Genomic DNA, 20,447 nt, shown 5'->3' on the forward strand with positions numbered 1-20,447 from the left:
TGACCATGAACGCAAAAGGCAAAAAAGTCGCCGCGCCGCCGGTCGCCCGCACGCTGGGTATCGTCGGTGGCCTCGGCTCGCTGGCCGGCGGCGACCTGTTCTTCAAACTGGTCAAGTCCAGGGCGGTGCTGGCCGATCAGGGGCGCTACCATTTCCTCTTCGAGCAGCATCCGTTCAAGGATGTGCTGCTGCCCCTGGACCGCGACGCGAGCATGACCGCGCGCAAGTTCTACGTGTTCCAGGTCTGCCAGTCCTTCGAGGCGGGCGGGGTCGACGCGGTGGTGCTGCCCTGTTTCGCCAGCCAGACGTTCCGTGAAGAGATCCAGCAGGAATTGGCTATTCCCGTTCTCGACCTGATGGCGGCCCTGGCCGAACACATCCGCCGGATTGCCGAGCCGGGCACGCGACTGGGGATTCTGGCCTCGGACTATGTGCGTTACTCCGGGTTGTTCGAGCGCTACCTGGGAGGCGATTTCCAGCTGGTCTATCCGCCGGAACCGGACCAGCGCGGCTTGATGGACGCGATGTACGGTATCAACGGTATCAAGGACGGCCACCTGCAAGGCGTACCGCTGGAAGGGGTGTACCAGGCTTGTCTGGCGCTGCAGGCGCAGGACGCGCGCCTGATCGTGCCGGGCCTGACCGAGCTTTCGCTGGTCTGCGCCGATTTGCAACGGCGTGGCCTGAGCGTGCTCGACATCAACGAGATCTATGCCGCCGCCGTGACCACGGCGGCCGACCAACCCGCGCACGCGCCCTTCAAGCTGGGGATCGTCGGCGGTGTCGGTCCGGCGGCGACCGTGGACTTCATGGCCAAGGTGGTCCGTCATACTCCGGCGGGTCGCGACCAGGAACATATCAAGATGGTGGTGGAGCAGAACCCGCAGATCCCGGACCGCACGGCCAATCTGCTGTTCGACGAAGCCGACCCGAGCCTGGCGCTGTACGCCACCTGCAAGCGCCTGGAAAGCGCGGGCGCGCAGGCCATCGCCATTCCGTGCAACACCGCCCACGCCTTCGTCGAGCGGCTCCAGCCTTACCTGCGGGTGCCGATCGTCAACATGCTCAGCGAAACCGTCGAGGCGATTGCCCGGCAGCACGGCGGTGGCAAACGCGTCGGCTTGCTCGCCACCTCGGGTACGGTGCGGAGCCAGGTCTACCACCAGGCCGCTCGCCATGCCGGCTTGCCCCTGCTGATTCCCGGCTTCGATTATCAGGAGCTGGTGATGAGCGCCATTTATGGCGAGCGCGGCATCAAGGCCGGCTTCACCGATGGCCTGTGCAAGGAGCAATTGCTGCTGGCGGTCGAGCACCTGTGCGAACTGGGGGCCGAGGTAATCATCCTCGGCTGCACGGAACTGCCTTTGGTGCTCAGCCACGGTGCAGACTTTCAGGTGCGCGGCCATCGTGTGGCGTTGGTGGACCCGACCACCGTTCTGGCGCTACGTTGTGTCAGTCTGGCGGGGGCCGATGGCGGACGGGGTTATTCCATCTCGGCCAGTTGAGACTAGTGATACCAGTGTTCAATAGCCTGCAGCAGTTGTGCAATAGCGTCCCAGAGGGTCGTATCGTCGGCCTTGGCGCCGATGGCCTGCTCAGTCGCCTTGGCTGCCTCGGCAATTGCCTGGGCGCCCATCATCAACCCGGCACCTTTTATCCGGTGGGCCCGGTGACTGGCCTCGGGAAAATCCGCACGGCTGATCGCGCCCTGGAGCGCCGCCAGGTCTTTTTCCAGGGCCTCGCGGTACAGCGACTGCAACATGGCGGCGTCGTAGTGCGCTACTGACCGGGTAGCGGGCGAGGGTTCATGGTCAAGCCATAACTGCAACAGATTGCGCAATGCGTCCAGGTACAGCGGCTTCTTCAGCACCCCATCCATGCCGCTGTCCATGCAACGCTTCTGGTGGGCCGGGCCGCTCTGCACGGAGAGGGCGATGATCGGCAAATAGTCCGGCCCGGGCTCCCGCGCCCGAATGCGCCGTGCAACCTCGTAGCCGCTGATTTCCGGCATGTAGCAGTCCAGCAGCACCAGTCGGATGGCCTGTTGCTCTATGACCTGCAAGGCTTGCGCGCCGCTCGACACCACCACGGCGCGGACGCCCAGTATCTTGAGTTGTTCATTGAGGATAAAACGGTGGGCGGGCTGATCGTCGACGACCAGCACGGCGCCGGGCTCAACGCCGATCCGAGTGTGTTCGCGGTGGGCCTGGACAGGTCGAGCGTCTCGTCCGGCATTGCCAACCGCCTTGTTACCTGACAGTTGCGTTATTCCTGAGAAACCGATTCTCGGGTCTGATGGAAGATCTTGAACAGCTCGCTGTCGTTCTTGATACCGAGCTTGCGATAAGCCGATTGCTTTTGCGTGCTGATGGTATTGGCGCTGCGGGAAAACTTCGCGGCGATTGCGTTCACGGACATGCCATCGAGAAAACAACGCAGCACTTCCTGCTCTCTCGGAGAGAGGTTGGAACTCTGGGTCAACGAACTTGAAAGTTCGCTGGTCGAGCCCATGTGCGCCAAGGCGAAACCGGATGGCACCTCCGCTATTTGTGCGGTCATGGACGGCTGTAGGTAGATCCGACCTTGCGCGACGGTTCGAATGGCGGTGGCCAGTTCGCCCAGGTTCTGCACCTTGCCCAGGAAGCCCCGGCCCCCGGCCTTCAGCGACAAGGCAACGGTTGCCGGTGTGTAGTGCGAGGACAGCACCAGTGGCTTGCATTGGCCGAACCGTCGCTTCAGGACCCGGATCAGGTTGATGCCATCGATTTCCGAAGGTCCCAGGATGAAGTCGATGACCACCACGTCCGCCTGTCGCTGCGTCAGTGCCGTGACCAGCTCCCTGCCCGTGCCAAAGGAGCCTATCACCTCAAGATCGGCCTCCTTGGCCAGGCCGATTTCGATCCCTTGGCGAACCACCTCATGGTCGTCTAACAACATCACGGTGTATGGGCTGGAAAACGAAGGGGACATGAGGAAGATCCGTGTTGTAGGTGTAATTCTTCGTAAGAATTATCTGTCTTTATGGTCAAGTTATAACGTATGTGCAAAGTGGCTGCAATCTGCTCTTCGGCAGGGTCAAGCCGTGCTGGAAGTGTTCCTGAAAGTCTAGTGTGAGGGCGTTTGCCTCGCTTGGGGGGAGGCTGTGTGAGTTTTCGAGAAATCACGAGTGAAGACTCGTGATTTCTCGATGGGTAATACCACCGTTCATAGCCAAAGTAGGGTTTCCCCCGTCGACGAGGTCTTCCCGGAACTTCAGGTACCGAGCCCCCGATCGCCGCGGGAGCCTCTTAAACCTACGAACGGGAACGCCATGAAAATTACTGCACTCTCCACCGTCGCCGCTTCTCTGGCCCTGGCCGCCGCGGTGTCGCTACCCGCGTCCGCCAACGACGGCGTGATCAATTTCAGCGGTCTGGTGACCGATGTGACCTGCACAGTCGAAGGTGCGGCGCCGGGTACTGGTGCCGTGGTCAAGGACGTGAACCTGGGCGGTGTTTCCGCTTCGCGTCTGGCCAACGCGGGAGATCGCGCCAACCTGACCGGTTTCACCATTCGCATCGGCGCGCCGGGCGAGGGCGCCTGCACCAACGGTCGTACCGCCATGGTCGCGTTCGATCCGACCAGCCCGGCCATTGATGTCGCCACTGGTCGCTTGAACATCGATGGCCACGATGATCCGAGCGACACCGACACCGCCAAGAACGTCCAGGTCGAAGTGACCAGCCGCGAGGGGCGGCCGCTCAACGTCTACACCGAGAAATCCGAAGGCGTGGTCATTGCCGACAACCAGGCGGTCATCCCGCTGGCCGCACAGATGTATGCCAGCGGCCTCGCCAGCGAGGGGACGGTCAATACCCGGGTCGGCTTCATGGTCGAGTACGCCGACTAAGGGCGATCAGGTCGGCATTCGCAGACCTGGCCTGCCCGGGACCTGCGCCAACCGCGCAGGTCCTTCCCTCAGACCCGAAGAGAACCGTTGATGAAAAGCATGGCCCGCTTCGCTTTTGCCTCCTGTGCTTTTGCCCTGTTGGCGCTGCACGTGCTGCCCTCCCAGGCCGGCGTGATCATTCATGGTACGCGTGTGATCTATCCCGCCGAGCAGCAGGAAGTCATTGTGCGCCTGGAGAACAAGGGCAGCCGCCCGGCATTGATCCAGACCTGGCTGGACGATGGCGACCGGCACTCGACGCCGGCGACCGCGCGAGCACCGTTCACCCTGACCCCGCCAATCTTCCGGATCGAACCGCATCAGCAGCAGGCAGTGCGTCTGCGCTATTCCGGCGAGCCGTTGCCGATGGATCGCGAGAGCCTGTTCTGGCTGAACGTGCTGGAAGTGCCGCCGAGCTCCGCCGATGCCGGACAAAGAAACCAGATCGAATTGTCCTTCCGCACGCGCTTGCGGGTGTTCCTCCGACCACAGGCGCTGCCTTACCCGGTCAACAGCGCGGCGTCGAAGCTGCAATGGAAACTGGTGCCCCATGATCAGGGCTATGCCCTGCAAGCCACCAATCCGACGCCGTACCACGTCTCGCTCGCCTCGGTCGATCTGCTCGGCGATGGCAAGCGTTACAGCAAGGCGGCGAACCAGGCGGCCAACGACAGCCTGCTGCTGCCCTCGGGTGACGTCAAACTGTTTGCCTTGCCCGGGCTACCGGCCCGGCCCAATGGTGTGGCGAAGGTCGAATTTACCGCCGTCAGCGACTTCGGTGCCCGCGTGCGCCACTCGGCTGGTGTGACTCTTTAATACAGCGGAAAACCCTCTCCATGAATGCGACTCTGATTTCCCGCACCCTGGTGTCGGCCATGGCCTTGATGATGGCGCTGTTGGCCGGTCTTCCGGTGCAGGCGAGTGTCGTCCTCGGCGGCACTCGCATTGTCTACCCGCAGAACGAAAAGGAAGTGACGGTCAGGCTCGAGAGCAAGAACCAGAGGCCGGTCCTGCTCCAGGTGTGGCTGGACAATGGCGATGAGCAATCCACGCCGGATCTGGCCGGGATACCGTTTCTGGTCACGCCACCGATCTTTCGCATGGAATCAGACCAGCATCAGGTACTGCGCCTGGCCTATACCGGTGAGTCGTTGCCGCAAGAGCGCGAGAGTCTGTTCTGGTTCAACGTGCTGGAGGTGCCTTCACAGGCGCTGGACGCCGAACAGAGCAACCAGTTGCAGTTGGCTTTCCGCTCCCGAATCAAACTGTTCTTCCGCCCGACGAAGCTGCCTTACGAGGTCGAGGCCGCCGCCGCGAAACTGCAATGGCGACAGGTTTCCACCGAGCAGGGGCAGGCACTGGAAGTCTACAACCCGACGCCTTACCACCTGAGCTTCGATCAGATCGAACTGGTGACGGCGGGGCAGCGTCACGCCCGGGAGCCCGGTGCGACGGGCACCGAGAACATGGTGCTGCCCCATGACCGTAACCGCTTCCCGCTGCCGAGCCTGAAGTCACCGTCGGGTAGCGCGATGACCGCCGAATTCCAGACGATCGATGATTTCGGGGTCAGGGTCTCGCACAAAGCCAGGATCGCGCCATGACCGTCCGAGCGCCTTGTCTTCCGCCGTAGCTGCTCGCCAATGGGGTATTGAACGTAGGAGCAGAGCTTGCTCGCGAAGAGGTCAGTGAGTACGCCAAGAGCTTCGCGGGCAATCGAGCGTCGACCGGCCGCTCCTGCGGGGACGGTGTTCGCCCTTAACTGATCCGTCTTACCTCAAGCCCGGTTTTGCCCATCCATCAGGGCAGGGGCTCGCTTTGCCGAAACTCGGACAGAACCTACTTTTTGGAACGCCACAGATGAGTTCGAACACGCCAGCCGGAGCAAGAAATTGGTCCTTGTCACGCCACCGATTGACGCTCATTGCCCGCAGCCTGATGTTGCTTGGAGGTGCCCATGCCATGGTGAGCCATGGGGTCGAGCACGTGTCGTTCAACCCGGCCTTCTTTCCGGGCGGGGCGGCCGGTATGCAGGTCGATATTTCAAGGTTCAACCAGGGCAATGTGGTGCTGCCCGGTAGCTACCGTTCCGATGTCTACCTCAATGACCAGTGGATCGGGCGCGAAACCTTGTCCTTCGCCGCCGTCGAGGGCCAGGACGCCGCGCAACTGTGCCTGGAGCGTGACACCTTGCTCACCTTCGGCGTGGATCTGGACGGTGTCGCCGAGCAGGCCGCCAAGGCGGGTGAAACAGCACCGCCGGCGTTTCCCGGCGAGTCGATCTGCGGCGATATCGCCACTTACATACCGGGCGCCAGTGCCCGCTTCGACTCGGGCGAAAACCGCCTGAACCTGCAGGTCCCGCAGCTTTACCTGGCGCGCAAGGCGCGCGGTTATGTCAGCCCGGCGCAATGGGACAGTGGCGTCGATGCGGCCTTTGTGCGCTACAACGCCAACACCTATGCCACCGAGGCCAACGGCCAGTCGCTTGCGTCCAGTTACCTGGGCCTGAACACCGGGCTCAACCTCGGCGATTGGCACTTTCGCCATAACGGCAGCTACAGCCGTTCCAACGCTGGCGGCGCTGGCTACCAGAGCAGCTCCAGCTATGTGCAACGCGAGTTGTCCCCACTGCAATCGCAACTGATGGCGGGCGAGATCTACACCGCCGGCGAGCTGTTCGACAGTGTCCGTCTGCGTGGCGCCAGCCTGTTTACCGATGACCGTATGTTGCCGGATTCCCTGACCGGTTTTGCCCCGGTGGTGCGTGGGGTGGCGGAGACCAACGCCAGGGTCAGCGTGCGTCAGCGCGGCATCCTGTTGGACGAGGTCAGCGTGGCGCCCGGCCCGTTCGTGCTCGACGATCTGTTCCCCACCGGTTATGGCGGCGACCTGGAGGTTACCGTCACCGAGGCCGACGGTCGCCAGCGCCAGTTCATTGTGCCGTTCGCCGCCAACGCCAACCTGCTGCGTCCCGGCTACAACCGCTATGCATTGAGTGTCGGGCAACTGGATGAGCTCGGCCTGCGGCGGCCGCCGACGCTGATGCAGGCGACCTACCAGCACGGCCTCAGCAACCTGCTGACTGGCTATACCGGGGCAGTGGTGGGCGAGGACTATCACTCGCAGTTGTTCGGTGCGGCGTTCAACACCCCGTGGGGGGCGCTGTCGTTCGACCTGACCCATTCGAACGCGCGGATCCCGGGGCACGGCTCGCGCCAGGGGCAAAGTGCGCAGTTGCGCTACAGCAAGAACTTCGCCGACACCGGCACTCACTTCGCCCTTGGCGCCTACCGTTATTCCACCGAGGATTTCCTCAGCGTGCGCGATGCCGCCCGGGTCCGTGATCTCGCCCTCGATGGGCGCAGCCTGGACAACGTGTCGCGTCTGCGCGACCGCATGGACATCAGCCTCAACCAGAGCCTGGGCAATGGCTCGGTGTATCTCACCGGCTCTTCGCAGAACTACTGGAATCGCAAGAACGGCAACCTGACCTTTACCACCGGCTACACCGGCACCTGGAAGGGGCTGCACTACACCATCGGCGCCCAACGCAGCCGCGACCTGTTGAGTGACCGGGTCGACAAGCAGGTCGACTTGACCCTGAGCATGCCGCTGGGCGGTGGCGCCCGCTCGCCGACCCTGACCACCGCGGCGTACCACGGCGACCAGAGCAGCGGTGAGCGCGTCAGCCTGGGTGGCAGCTTCGGCGAGCGTAGCGAATTCATCTACGGTACCAGCGCCAGCCGTAATCAGGGCAGCGGCAGTGCCGCCAGCGCCGACCTGCAGTACCTGGGCCGGCATGGCGTGGTGTCCGGCAGCTATGGCCAGGGTCGCGCCTACCGTTCGGCGTCGCTGGGCATGACCGGCGGCATCGTCGCCCACCCGGGCGGCGTGACCCTGGCCCCGGAGCTGGGCGACACCCTCGGCGTCGTGGAAGTGCCCGAGGCCGTGGGCGCGCGGATCAACGGCAACCATGGTGGGCAAGTGGGGGCGAGTGGTTTTGCCGTGGTCCCCCATCTCACCCCCTACCGCAAGAACATCGTCGAGCTGGACCCCAAGGACCTGTCCGTCGACGTGGAGCTCAAGACGGCCGCGCAGAACGTGGCGCCACGGGCCGGTTCAGTGGTGATGCTCAAGTACGAGACCGTCAGCGGCCAGGCCCTGCTGATCTCGGCGCTGCGCGAGGATGGCAGCCCACTGCCATTTGGCGCCGATGTGTTCGATGAAACCGGCGCCAGCGTCGGCATGGTCGGGCAGGGCGGCAAGGCCTTTGTGCGGGTGCCACGGGAGCGGGGGCAGTTGACGGTCAAGTGGGGGGCTATTACCGCGGCCGCATGCCAGATTGGTTACGACCTCGGGTCGGGGCGTTCCGGCACCGAGCGCTTGCGGCAGATGGAGGGGATGTGCCAGTCCGAGGTCTTGGCCGTCGCCGACGAAGAGTCGGTTCTGGCCGGCGAAAACGATCAAGCGAATAACGCGGACGTTATCACAGACGCTGGACCACACAGTTGATTGTGAGCGTTCCTGGAACAAAGACTCAGTGAGCCGATATGAAAACTTCAGCGACTAAAACGCTTTCTGTATTTTTTATGCTTCTGCTGTCGGAAGCTGCAACGGCAGCCTGCACCAGAATTTATAGTTCACTCGACGTCTCAATGGGTACCGTTACCATTGAAGATAATGTCGCTATTGGCTCGCCTCTTACCCAGGGCTGGTCTTATGTAACGCCCTCGGCGACATGGTCTTGTACCGCCAATAGCCATTATGCGCCCTATATTCAAGGGGCAGGAGGGGCGCTCTCCAGCTATGTGGAAGGTGGTCAGACCCATAGCATCTATCCAACAGGCTTGAGTGGGATCGGTATTGCCTTTTCTGCGGAGCCTGGCAGGGCGAGAGGGGTGCAACAAGGTGTCGAGAAGGCATTAAGTTCCACCATTTCCACAGCAGCCCGTCACGGTTATGCGATTACTTACAAACTTATCAAGACGGGCCCCCTCTCTTCCGGTGGAAATATTAGCCGCCGGCAGGTGGCAGACACATGGATGATTTCCAGAGGCAGTGAACAGTTCCCCATCTATATAAATGGCACTGTCAACGTCCGTAGACCTACCTGCGACCTGGCCGCCGGCGACGTCAACCGCGCGATTACGCTCAATACCGTGCGCGTCAGTGATTTCAACAACGCCAACTCGGCGGGAGCCCGCGACTTCGAGTTGACGGCCACTTGCAGCATGGCTTCCAGCGTCACCTTCGCCTTTTCCGGCACGCCCGCGCCCGGGAGCAGCTATCGCTTCGCCAATACCGGCACCGCCAGCGGTATTGGCCTGCAGCTCTATTCGCGCATCGGCGGGGTCGCCCAGACCATCCGCGCCGATGGTACCGACAGCCGTCGCACCGTGGCCGTTTCCGGCAATCGTGCGGTGCTGCCGCTGGGGGCCTCGTACTGGAAGATCGGTACAGTCAGCAAAGGTACGCTCGCCAGCACGGCCACTGTCTCCATTACCTACAACTGAAACTGCATGAGGACCACCCGATGAATCTCCGAGCATTGCCCTTGCTGCTGACAATCACCGCCAGCGTGGCCACCAGTGTGGCCCACGCCGCGACCACTGGCTCCCTGCGTTTTACCGGTCGGGTCGACGGTGGCACCTGCAATCTGGCGCTCAGTGATGTGAGCCGCGCCATCATGCTGCCGCCCGTCAAGATTCCAGATTTTGAAGGTGTCAGCTACACGGGAATGTACGACTTCGAGATCAGCGCCAACTGCGATGCGGACGTGCGCAATGTGACCTTTCTGTTTGCGGGGACGGCTGCCTCCGGGAATGGCGCTATCTTTGCCAGTACGGGGACCGCGAGCGGGATCGGCCTGTGGCTGGCGCAGCGCCCTGCCGGGGGAGGCACCTCGACCATTCCCGCCAATGGCAGTGTCGCCCAGCGCAGCCGCACGGTAGCGACGGCCGGCAGTCGAGCGATCCTGCCGTTACAGACGGCATACCACAAAACCAGCGGCGCGCTCAGCCAAGGTAGCCTGGCCACTAACGTGACCATCTCGATCACTTACGATTGATGCCTGGACCTTGAGCCGAGCCAGTCCGTGATCGTTGTACAGATAAGGGAACTGGGCGGTGTCGAGATTGACCTCATCGCCAGCATCGATCAAAGGCATGCAACTGAAGACTTGCATCGTAGTCGGACGGCCAAGGTCAGTGTGAGACAGCCACGGCTGCCCTGGCCCACAGCGCTGTTTGACGACCGGGGTTGCTGGCGATAGCGGTTTCCCAGGCGACAGAGATGTCTGCCATCAGATCGCATCGCCAGCAAGCTGGCTCCTGCAGGGGCTGTTCGTCAAGATGGGCCCCGTGCCGTGTTGGCAGGCCTCAGTGTCCGCCTACCATCCGCGCCGAGCCTTGCGCGGGTTCGGCATACACCGGCCCCAGTCGATCCAGCCGACCACTCCAGGCCGTCAGCGCCAGGGCCAGCAGCACCACCAGGCCGCCAATCCAGGTGGTATGGATCAGTCCCAGGTTGGCGACGATCACCCCGCCGATCCAGGCCCCTCCGGCAATGCCAAGGTTGAAGGCGGCGATGTTCAGGCCCGACGCGACATCCACCGCCCGCGGTGTGTGATGCTCGGCCTGGCGTACCACATAGATCTGCAGGCCCGGTACGTTGCCGAAGGCTACCGCGCCCCAGGCCAATACGGTCAACAGGACCAGCCATGGGCTGCCCGCGGTGAAGGTCAGCACGAACAGCACGACCGCCAGCAGCAGGAAAATGATCTTCAGCGCCCCGATGGGACCGCGCTTGTCCGCCAGTTTCCCGCCCCAGATATTGCCCACCGCCACCGAGACACCGTAGACCAGCAGCACCAGGCTGACAGTGCCGGGCTGGAAGCCGGAGATGTCCTGCAGGATCGGGGCGAGGAAGGTAAAGGCAATAAAGGTGCCGCCATACCCGGCCGCGGTCATCGCGTACACCAGCAGCAGGCGCGGTTGCTTGAGCACTTGCAGTTGCTGGATCAGTGACGCCGGTTTGTTGTGGGCGATGTTCTTCGGCACATAGATCAGGCTGCCAATAAAGGCGATCACGCCCAGGGCGGACACGGCGAGAAAGGTTTCGCGCCAGCCAAAGTGCTGGCCGATAAAGGTCCCCAGCGGTACGCCCGTGACCAGGGCCACGGTCAGGCCAGTGAACATGATGGCAATCGCGCTGGCGGCCTTTTCCTTCGGCACCAGGCTGGTGGCGATGGTCGAGCCGATGGAGAAGAACACCCCGTGGGCCAGGCCGGTGACGATTCGCGCGAGGATCAGCGATTCGTAGCTCGGCGCTTGCCAGGCCAGCAGGTTGCCGAGGGTGAACAGCACCATCAGCGACAGCAGCAGGAGTTTTCGCGGGACCTTGCCAGTGAGGGCGGTCAGCACCGGGGCGCCGATGGCGACACCCAAGGCATAGAGGCTGACCAGCAGGCCGGCGGAGGGCAAGTCGACACCCAGGTCGGTGCCGATGGTGGGTAACAGGCCAACGATGACGAACTCGGTCGTCCCGATGGCAAAGGCGCTGAGGGTCAGCGCCAGCAAGGCAATGGGCATGGCTGCAACTCCGGTGGGGTTTGATCAGGAGCGCAGTGTCAGTGTTTCACTTGTGCGGAAAAATACAGGTAAGGGCACAACATATTTGATCTGAAGGCAAATATCGGCCCGCCAAATCAGCATAGAGGCGAACAACCGAACTTTGCCGCCCCATTGGTACTCAGTTTCTTACAGAGATGGCTGATGAGGTGTCCGGTTTTGTCCAGGTTCAATGCGAGGTTACTGTTAACCCTGTTCCTCCTGTGTGCCAGTGCTGGAGCAGGGGCCGCGCCCGCGGTTCCGACGCCCGCCGGCACGGCGGCGAAACCCGAAGTGCTGGTGCAGGGCGGATTGCTCGGCACCCTCAGTTCCAGCATCGATGATGCGCAGAACCAACTCGACCTCAACGGTCATCTGCTCGACGCCTGGCGTCTGCGGGCCGACCGGGCCGCCGATGAGGTGGGCCAACTGGTCAGCCAGACTCGCGAGCGTTCACCCTGGAGCATGGTCGGCGACTTCCTGGTGCTGTCGCTGGTGTGGCTCGGCAGCTTCGCGGCCTTGACCACGGCGGGGTGCTTCGCCGTCCGTCGTATCAGCCGGCATCGCTGGTTGCAGTCACGCGAGCGCAGCCTGGCGATGCTCGGTTACCTCTTGCCTTACCTGCTGCCGGCACTGCTCTCCCTGCCGCTGACCCTCTACGTCAGCCACTTCCTGCAGGCTTCGGCGGGACGGGCGCTGGCGTTGTGCCTGGTCTACGCCACCAACAGCGGTGTTTTCACCAGTGCGGCGCTGCTCTGCCTGACGCTGTTGTTCGATCACGGCCACAAGCGCCGGGCCGTGCGGATCATTCGCGCCGACAGCCCGCGTCAGCTGTTTGCAATCGGTTTCCTGGCGGCCTTGAGCGATGCCCTGACCAGCCCGCAGATCGCTCAGCAACTGGGTGGCAATATCACCAGCAGCGTCGCGGTGTTCACGGCTTTGTTCGCCTCGATCCTGTTCGGCGCGCTGGTGTTCAGGTTGCGGCGAGCGGTGGCGCATCTGATCCGCAATCGCCCGCTGAGCCAGCGCCTGAAGCAGCCGGCGCTGCAGGAGTCGCTGCGGATCTTTTCCGGGTTGTGGTACTGGCCGATCCTGTTGATGGTGCTGGTCTCCACGGTCAATCTGATCGGTACCGGCGAGGACAGCCAGAAAGCCTTGCGTTGCGCCTTGCTGACCACTGTCCTGCTGATTGCCACGGTGTTTCTCAGCACCGTGTTCCAGCACCTGTTCAAATCCCGCGGCGTGGCGACGATCCAGCGCAGCAGCGTCTACAAGGAGCGCTTGCTCAGTGTATTGCACGCCGTGCTGCGCATTGCTTTGGCAGTGGGGTTTATCGAATTGTTGGGGCGGATCTGGGGATTTTCGCTGTACGAATTCGCCGAGCAGAACAGCGTGGGCCGGGCCATCAGCGATTCCCTCAGCCGTATCGGCCTGATCCTGCTGGCGACCTGGTTACTTTGGGTGGTACTCGACACCGCGATCCAGGAGTCGCTCAAGCCGCCGATCAACCGGCGTGCTTCGCGTCAGCCGAGCATGCGGGCGAAAACCATTCTGCCGCTGCTGCGCAATGCGCTGAAAGTGATCCTGCTGGTCATCGGTGCGATCACCACCCTGGCCAACCTGGGGATCAATGTCGCGCCGCTGCTGGCGGGAGCCGGGGTGGTGGGGTTGGCCATCGGTTTCGGCTCCCAGCAGTTGGTGCAGGATGTGATCACCGGACTGTTCATCATCATTGAAGACACCCTGTCCATCGGCGACTGGGTGGTCCTCGATTCCGGGCACGCCGGCACGGTGGAAGGCCTGACCATTCGGACCTTGCGCCTGCGTGATGGCAAGGGATTCGTGCATTCGGTGCCGTTCGGACAGATCAAGGCGGTGACCAATCAGTCGCGGCAATTCGCCTTTGCGTTTTTCTCGGTGCAGTTCACCTATGACACCGATGTCGACAAGGCCACCGAGTTGATCCGTGAAACCGGGCGTTTGATCAGCGAGGACGCGCTGCTCAAGTTCAACCTGCAAGGTCCGCTGGAGGTGTTCGGGGTCGATCGCATGGACCTCAACGGCGTGGTGCTGACGGCGCAGTTCCGCACCATCTCGGGCGGCCAGTACAGCGTCAGCCGGGCGTTCAACGAGCGGCTGAAGAAGTTGGTGGACCAGAGCCCGTGGGTGCATTTCGCGCAGACTTATCCACAGCCGGTGATGCTTGCGCCGAGGCTGCCGGCGGTGGAGCAAGAGCCCGCGCCACCAGGGACCGCGTAGGTGTTTTCAGAGGCGGTATTGCCGCTAAGGGTGATCTTGAGTCTGGCCGAGATGGGTTTCAAATTTCCTTAGCTGATTGGCATCAGGCGGTATTGGGTCAGTTTCTTTCGGACCTCGGCGGCGGCGGCCTGGTCCAGTTCGAGCCAATACAACGGCTGACCGGCGATCTCGGCCGCCGCCGGAACACCATCGCGGTACACCAGGCGATTGCCCGCCAGCGCCGGTACCTTGCCGCCCGGCAACAAGGTTCCCGCCAGGTTCAGCGGGTCGGCGCCGCACACCGTGATCAAGCTGCCGTCAGTCGGGCGTCGGCGTACTTCGCGCAACAACGGAATCGCCTCCGGCAAGGCAAACTGTTCACCGGCCAAACCGCTGATAAAACGTCCGCCGCGGATCTCGCCACGGGCTTCCAGTCGATGAAAGGTGCGCAGCAATTCCCGCCAACTCGGCAGCCAGTCCGCTTCCCGCTCCAGCAAGCGCCAGAACACCACGCCGTATCGCCGCAACAGGGTCATGGCGATATGTTCCAGGGTTTCGGCGGGCACCTGGCTTGCCGTCGACACGGCCACCGCCGAACGGCGCAGCAAGGCCCAGCGTCCGGCATCGTCCATCCCGCCGACAAAGGCCCCCCGTCCACGCCGGGAACCGCGGGCCTGGCGTTTGCTGGCTGGGGTGATCAGCGCTCGCAGGCCGGCAAAGCTGTCGGCATTCACCCAGCCGGCACCGACCAGTTCCTGCAAGGCGCTTTCCAACTCGGTGGGCAGCAAGTGCGCTTCGTGCAGCAACTCATCGAAAAACAGCGCGCCCTGTTGCGTCAGCGCCGCGTGGACTTTTTGCGTGCGCGGCGACAGGTCTTCCACCGCCGTCTGTTCGGCCAGGCTGCTCCACAGCGCGACCTGACCCCGGGGCAGCAATACCACCGGCGTATTGCGCGAAGCCGCGCTGGCGTTTTTGCCACGGGTACTGAGGCGCGCCCAGACCAGCTTGCCCGAGCGACACAGCTCATCCAGCCAGCTCGGCGAATATTCTTTGAGGCGCGTGGCCAGCACATCGCTGTCCCAGGCCCCGGCGGCGACCGGATAGCCTTCGAACTGGCTGAGGATCATCGCCAGGGCGGCGCTGCCCTGGCCCTGGCAATTGGGGGAAAGGTGCTGCCAGTCGAACAGGAAACGCATGAAATCCTGCACTGTCACCGGCTCGATTTCCCGGCGCAGGCGCTTGACCGTGTAGCGGTGGATACGCGCCAGCAGGTGACGTTCGCACCACTGCTCTTGAGACGTCCCCGGGCTGAACTGACCGCGCAGCACATAACCCTCGCTTTCCAGCTTCGCCAGGGCCTGGGTCAGGGCACGGGTGGACAGTGCCAGGGGGGCGGCGATCTCGGCCAGGGTCAGCGGGGCAAAGCCACTGAGGCGCGCGCGCACGACTTCGACGGCGGCCTCGTCGGCCTCCCAGGGGCGATCGAACCCCGGCGGCGGTTGCCAGGTCGGCTGCGGCGTGGCCTGCGGATAAAGGGCTCGCAGGCAGGTCAGACGTTCCAGGGCGGTCCACAGCGTGTGTGTCGCGTCGATCTGCAAACACGCGGCACGACCTTGGCTCGCCAGTGCCTGAAGCCAGGCTGACCACGAGGGATTGGCCTGGGCCTCGGCCTCGCTGATCGCCGCCAGGCTCATCAGCGCCTCATGCATTTCATCCTCGCTGTTGGGCGCGGGCCACGCTTCCCCGGCCACCGCCTGAATGGCCTCGGCATCCAGCGCGCCGAGGTCGTCGGTGCTCGCCGGATCGCTCCAGCGCCGGTTCAATACGGCCTGGGTGCGGCGTTCTTCCAGCGGTGCGTCGTCGAGAAAGGTGTAGGGTCGGGCGCTGAGAATCTCCGCCGCCAACGGCGAGGGCGCCGGCAGGTCGCGGGCGATCAGGCGGATTTCGCCGGCCTCCATGCGTCGCAGCAGGGCCAGCCAGCCTTCGCAGTCCATGGCTTCGTGGAGGCAATCGTCAAGGGTCTGCTCCACCAGCGGATGGTCGGGAATCTCGCGCTCGCCGGCGAGGTTTTCCAGGCAGGCGATCTGGTCCGGGAACACGCAGGCGGTCAGGTCTTCAGCTTTCATCCGCTGGATCTGCGGCGCCACCTTGCGTCCGCCGACAAAACGCGGCAGCGCCAGCGCTACCCCGGCATTCCAGCGCCAGCGCACGCCGAACAGCGGGGCGTCGAGCACGGCCTGGATCAGGATATGTTCGCCGCTGTGGCTGTTGAGGTAGCGCCAGACCTCGTCCAGGGCGAAGCTGTGGCTGGTGGACAGCGACAGCACGATGGCGTCCTCGCTGGCGGCGGCCTGCAATTCGAAGTTGAAGGTGCGGCAGAAACGCTTGCGCAGGGCCAGGCCCCAGGCGCGGTTGATCCGGCTGCCGAACGGGCTGTGGATCACCAGTTGGGTGCCACCGGATTCGTCGAAGAACCGCTCCATGATCAGGGTGTCCTGCGAAGGCAGGGCCCCCAGGCATTGTCGGGCACGGGCCAGGTACTCGACGATCTGCTCGGCGCTGGCCGGGTCCAGGCCAAGTCTCGCGCGCAGCCAGTCGAGGCTCGGCCGCAAGTCCCCTGGCGTCGTGCCCAGCAGTTCATCCAGATGGGCGTGCAGGCGCGCCACGGCAAAGGACAGTTCGGCGCTGCGCCCCGGTGCCTCGCCCAGCCAGAACGGAATACTCGGCGGCTGGCCATGGGCATCCTCGACCCGCACCTTGCCGGTCTCGACCCGCAGGATGCGATAGGAACTGTTGCCCAGTTGGAACACATCGCCGGCGATGCTTTCCACCGCGAAGTCCTCGTGCACCGTGCCGATGTTCAGGCCCTGGGGTTCGAGCAGCACGCTGTAGTCGGCGTTGTCCGGGATGGTGCCGCCGCTGGTGAGGGCGGTCAGTTGGCTGCCACGCCGTCCGCGCAGGCTCTGGCTCAGGGCGTCGCGGTGAATATAGGCGCTGCGCAGGCCCTGGCGACTGTTGAAACCTTCGGCGAGCATCCGCAGCAGGGCCTGGTAATGGGCCTCGTCCAGTTCGGCATAGGGCGCGGCGCGGCGGATCAGGGCCAGCAGCGATTGCTCCGGCCATTCCTGGCAACTGACTTCGGCGACGATCTGCTGGGCCAGCACATCCAGCGGAGCGCGGGGGATCAGCAGGGTATCCAGCTCGCCCCGGCGCACGCAGTCGAGCAGGGCGGCGCATTCGATCAACTCGTCCCGCGAGGTGGCGAACAGGCGGCCCTTGGGCGTGCCGCCGACCTGGTGACCGGAGCGCCCGACCCGCTGCAGGAAGGCGGCAATGGAGCGCGGCGAGCCGATCTGGCAGACCAGCTCGACTTCGCCGATATCGATACCCAGTTCCAGCGAGGCGGTGGCGATCAGCACCTGCAGTTCACCGCGCTTGAGCCGTTGTTCGGCGTCCAGCCGCTGCTCCTTGGCAAGGCTGCCATGGTGGGCGGCGACCGCCTCTTTGCCCAGGCGCTCGCTCAGGTGCCGGGCCAGGCGTTCGGCCAGGCGCCGGGTGTTGACGAAGATCAGCGTGGTGCGGTGCTCCCGGGCCAGCTCGGCGAGGCGTTCGTAGACCTGTTCCCAGACATCGTTGGCCATTACCGCCGTCAACGGCACGGGCGGTACCTCGATGCCCAGGTCACGGGGGCGGGCGTGACCGATATCGATGATTTCGCAGGCGCGACCCGTGCCGACCAGAAAGCGCGACACCGCATCGATGGGTTTTTGCGTGGCCGACAGGCCGATACGCAGCAATGGCTCGCCACACAACGCCTGCAAGCGCTCCAGGCTCAGAGCCAGGTGGCTGCCGCGCTTGCTGGACGCAATGGCGTGGATCTCATCGACGATCACCGTGCGCACACTGCTCAGCATGCGCCGGCCGGAGTCGGAACCGAGCAGGACATAGAGCGATTCCGGCGTGGTCACCAGGATATGCGGCGCGGTCTTGCGCAGGCGCGTGCGTTCGCTCTGCGGGGTGTCGCCGGTGCGCACCGCGGTGGTGATCGACAGTGGTGGCAGGCCCAACTGCTCTAGCTGTGCGGCGATACCGGCGAGCGGCTCCTGCAGGTTGATGCGGATATCGTTGGACAGCGCCTTGAGCGGCGATACATAGACGACCAGGGTTTCGTTCGGCAGTTTGCCGCCCTGGGCCAGGCCCTGGTGAACCAGATCGTCGATCACCGCGAGAAAGGCCGTCAGGGTCTTGCCGGAGCCGGTGGGCGCGGCGATCAGTGTCGAGTGGCGCTGGCGGATCAACGGCCAGGCGCGGGCCTGGGCGGCGGTGACGTCCGGAAAAGTGTTGCGAAACCAGGCGCCGACGGCCGGGTGGAAACCCACCAGGGCATCGTGGGCCGATTCGGGGAGATTCATGGACTCATTTATGCGGTCGCATGGCACAAGTTGCAAGTAGTGAGGTGCCTGAGTCTGGTTCCGTCTGTGGCGAGCGGGCTTGTCGGAGCGCCGCACCGCCGCGCTCGGCGGCGAAGCCGTCGTAAACCGCTCAATGTGTTCTATCTGGTGCCCCGCGATCTCAGGTTTCAGGGGCGCTTCGCACCCCAACGGGGGCAAGCCCCCTCGCCACAACGGTACCTCCAGGCACTTTATCCGTGACGGTTGCGCGCAAAACCCGCAAAATGCAAGGATTCTGGCTATTGCCAGCGGTAAGGCCACAGGCTTTTCCGCTAATTACCATCGTTCTGAACAGACCTGGGCCTGCTGACTCTATGCGAATGCGCCTTATGTTACTGGGCGGCGGAAATGCCCTTGGGCAGGCGCTGATTCGCCTGGGTGCGGAGGAAGACATCGGTTTCCTCGCCCCCCGTCCGCCACAAACCGGCTGGGACGCCGCGAGCCTCACGCAACTGCTCGACGACACCCGTCCGGATGCGTTGATCAACCTTGCCTTCTACTTCGACTGGTTCCAGGCGGAGACGGTCGGCGAAGCGCGGCTGGCTGACCAGGAACGCGCGGTCGAGCGCCTGGCCGAGCTCTGCCAGCATCACAACATCATCCTCCTGCAACCCTCCAGCTATCGGGTGTTCGACGGCTCACGGGCCACGGCCTACAGCGAAAAGGACGAACCGGTGCCTCTGGGCCTGCGCGGCCAGGCGCTGTGGCGGATCGAGCAGAGCGTGCGCGCCACCTGTCCGCAACACGTCTTGCTGCGTTTTGGCTGGTTGCTCGACGACAGCACCGAGGGCACCCTTGGCCGTTTCCTGGCCCGTGCCGAGCATCCCGACGAACTGCTGATGGCCGATGATCGGCGTGGCAACCCGACCCCCGTGGACGATGCTGCCCGGGTGATCATTTCGGTACTCAAGCAACTTGATTGTGCCGCGCCACTGTGGGGTACCTACCATTACGCCGGCCACGAGGCGACCACGCCGCTGGCCCTGGGCCAGGCAATTCTCAGCGAGGCCCGGCAATTGCACCCGCTGGCCATCGAGGCCCCGACCGCCCAGGCCCACGCCGCCCGTCCGGATGCGGCGCAAGAGCCGCAGCACGCGGTACTGGCGTGCAAGAAAATCCTCCATACCTTCGGCATCAAGCCTCGCGCCTGGCGTGCGGCGTTGCCGGCGCTACTCGACAGGTTCTATCGTCATGGCTGATGCCTCGTTCTCATCCGCGGCGCCGCCGGTCTGATCGGATCGAACCTGGACGAGGCCCCGCTGGAGTGCGAAATGAAAAAGGCGCCTGATCAAGGCGCCTTTTTCATGGGGGATGGAAAGCGGATAGATGGCGGGCGGGTTCGGCTTAGAAGTTCTAGTTACACCTGCTAACCTTCGAGATCTGGCGATGCGCTCGCTAAATAAATGTTATTTAAAGTATTTTTAAAAATGTTTTCTTCGAAAACAGGTCGTTTCTATCAGGTTTTGTAAAGTACTACTGAAATTCTGACGGGAAACTTTACAAAGTAGCCTCGCTCTTGGGGCTCTGACAGTTAATCGAGCGATCTTCCCCAAGCTGATCCGCAATGAGCTGGATAACAGCTAATACCTTGGTGGTTGTGCCGCTAGCGAAGATGCGAGCAAAAAAGATCAGCGACGCAGAGGGCGTGTTCAACGAGGTAAGTGGCTAAGCGCTAGCGCCACCCAGTACGCATCGCGAGAGGTATCTGCCTGGCGAATGCGCGGCGGCACGAACTGGACAGTGTAGTAAACGACGATAAAATCACTATTTACATAGTTGAAGGTCAGAATATCGTCGGTGACGAAACTGACGTTCTCCAGCGGATCGCCCTCCAGCAATTCTCGGGCCTGTTCGGTCATGGCCCCTTCGACGTCAATGTCTACCCACTGCACCGAAGTGCCATGGCGCTTGGCGAGTTTTCGGGTCAGCGCACCGGTCGAACTTCCCAGCTCGTAGCAAGTACTATCGCTTTTTACGAAGAAATCGCTGAGTGACAACACGATCTCATGCCCTTCATTGTATTTAGGCACTGACTTTGAAACGTGAGCGTCGAAGTGCTTGGGGGTCAAACCACCGAACGACCACGCGGCATTGCGTGTCTGAACGCCATCCCCCACCGTTTCCAATAGTTGTTGCGCAACAGTTTGGATTTGCATCTTTAGTTATCCTCAGACAGATACAAAAAAACGATTACGTCCAATCTCTTCACAAACAGCAGGC

General features: G+C 63.1%; 14 protein-coding genes. 9 read left to right on the forward strand and 5 right to left on the reverse strand.

The annotated features are described in order from the left end of the window. Nucleotides 1-5: 5 nt before the first annotated feature. On the forward strand, nt 6-1,505 hold the full coding sequence (locus PFEN_RS05315) for an amino acid racemase (protein ID WP_191485970.1): 1,500 nt from the start codon (nt 6-8) through the stop codon (nt 1,503-1,505). Nucleotides 1,506-1,507: 2 nt separating this feature from the next. On the opposite strand, the gene PFEN_RS05320 is transcribed toward PFEN_RS05315, so the two are convergent. Both PFEN_RS05320 and PFEN_RS05325 read right to left on the reverse strand, forming a co-directional pair. Next, nucleotides 1,508-2,164 carry a response regulator gene (locus tag PFEN_RS05320; RefSeq protein ID WP_191485947.1) on the reverse strand — a complete coding sequence of 219 codons (657 nt, stop codon included), beginning with the start codon at nt 2,162-2,164 and terminating at the stop codon, nt 1,508-1,510. 101 nt (nt 2,165-2,265) lie between these two features. Then, the gene (locus tag PFEN_RS05325; RefSeq protein WP_224770893.1) at nt 2,266-2,970 is read right to left on the reverse strand and encodes a response regulator transcription factor; all 705 of its coding nucleotides are present in this window, start codon (nt 2,968-2,970) and stop codon (nt 2,266-2,268) included. 340 nt (nt 2,971-3,310) lie between these two features. Between PFEN_RS05325 and PFEN_RS05330 the strand changes: the two genes are divergently transcribed. The 6 genes from PFEN_RS05330 to PFEN_RS05355 all read left to right on the forward strand — a co-directional run bounded on the left by PFEN_RS05330 (nt 3,311) and on the right by PFEN_RS05355 (nt 9,998). Further along, the gene (locus PFEN_RS05330; protein WP_191485948.1) at nt 3,311-3,889 is read left to right on the forward strand and encodes a fimbrial protein; all 579 of its coding nucleotides are present in this window, start codon (nt 3,311-3,313) and stop codon (nt 3,887-3,889) included. A 90-nt stretch (nt 3,890-3,979) separates the two neighbouring features. Further along, nucleotides 3,980-4,744: a molecular chaperone gene (locus PFEN_RS05335; protein WP_191485949.1), complete on the forward strand. Its 765-nt coding sequence runs from the start codon at nt 3,980-3,982 to the stop codon at nt 4,742-4,744. 20 nt (nt 4,745-4,764) lie between these two features. Beyond that, entirely contained in the window at nt 4,765-5,532 is a 768-nt protein-coding gene (locus PFEN_RS05340) for a molecular chaperone (RefSeq protein WP_191485950.1), read from the forward strand. Between the two features lie 256 nt (nt 5,533-5,788). After that, nucleotides 5,789-8,443 (forward strand): fimbria/pilus outer membrane usher protein, encoded by a 2,655-nt coding sequence (locus tag PFEN_RS05345; protein ID WP_191485951.1) that lies wholly within the window; start codon nt 5,789-5,791, stop codon nt 8,441-8,443. A gap of 38 nt (nt 8,444-8,481) precedes the next feature. Next, nucleotides 8,482-9,444 (forward strand): fimbrial protein, encoded by a 963-nt coding sequence (locus PFEN_RS05350; protein WP_224770894.1) that lies wholly within the window; start codon nt 8,482-8,484, stop codon nt 9,442-9,444. Nucleotides 9,445-9,464: 20 nt separating this feature from the next. Next, complete coding sequence (locus tag PFEN_RS05355; protein ID WP_191485952.1) at nt 9,465-9,998, forward strand: fimbrial protein; 534 nt, start codon at nt 9,465-9,467, stop codon at nt 9,996-9,998. A 310-nt stretch (nt 9,999-10,308) separates the two neighbouring features. On the opposite strand, the gene PFEN_RS05360 is transcribed toward PFEN_RS05355, so the two are convergent. Then, nucleotides 10,309-11,520 (reverse strand): MFS transporter, encoded by a 1,212-nt coding sequence (locus PFEN_RS05360; RefSeq protein ID WP_191485953.1) that lies wholly within the window; start codon nt 11,518-11,520, stop codon nt 10,309-10,311. A 183-nt stretch (nt 11,521-11,703) separates the two neighbouring features. Between PFEN_RS05360 and PFEN_RS05365 the strand changes: the two genes are divergently transcribed. Next, complete coding sequence (locus tag PFEN_RS05365; RefSeq protein WP_191485954.1) at nt 11,704-13,797, forward strand: mechanosensitive ion channel family protein; 2,094 nt, start codon at nt 11,704-11,706, stop codon at nt 13,795-13,797. 68 nt (nt 13,798-13,865) lie between these two features. Here PFEN_RS05365 and PFEN_RS05370 read toward each other — a convergent pair whose 3' ends face one another. After that, nucleotides 13,866-18,188 carry a DEAD/DEAH box helicase gene (locus PFEN_RS05370; RefSeq protein WP_191485955.1) on the reverse strand — a complete coding sequence of 1,441 codons (4,323 nt, stop codon included), beginning with the start codon at nt 18,186-18,188 and terminating at the stop codon, nt 13,866-13,868. A 353-nt stretch (nt 18,189-18,541) separates the two neighbouring features. Here PFEN_RS05370 and PFEN_RS05375 point away from each other — a divergent pair, with 353 nt between their 5' ends. Beyond that, nucleotides 18,542-19,426 (forward strand): sugar nucleotide-binding protein, encoded by an 885-nt coding sequence (locus PFEN_RS05375; protein WP_191485956.1) that lies wholly within the window; start codon nt 18,542-18,544, stop codon nt 19,424-19,426. 450 nt (nt 19,427-19,876) lie between these two features. Here PFEN_RS05375 and PFEN_RS05380 read toward each other — a convergent pair whose 3' ends face one another. Then, the gene (locus PFEN_RS05380) at nt 19,877-20,383 is read right to left on the reverse strand and encodes a methyltransferase domain-containing protein (protein WP_191485957.1); all 507 of its coding nucleotides are present in this window, start codon (nt 20,381-20,383) and stop codon (nt 19,877-19,879) included. Nucleotides 20,384-20,447: the final 64 nt, after the last annotated feature.

It is taken from the genome of Pseudomonas sp. FEN (assembly GCF_904067045.1).
Taxonomy (GTDB): domain Bacteria; phylum Pseudomonadota; class Gammaproteobacteria; order Pseudomonadales; family Pseudomonadaceae; genus Aquipseudomonas.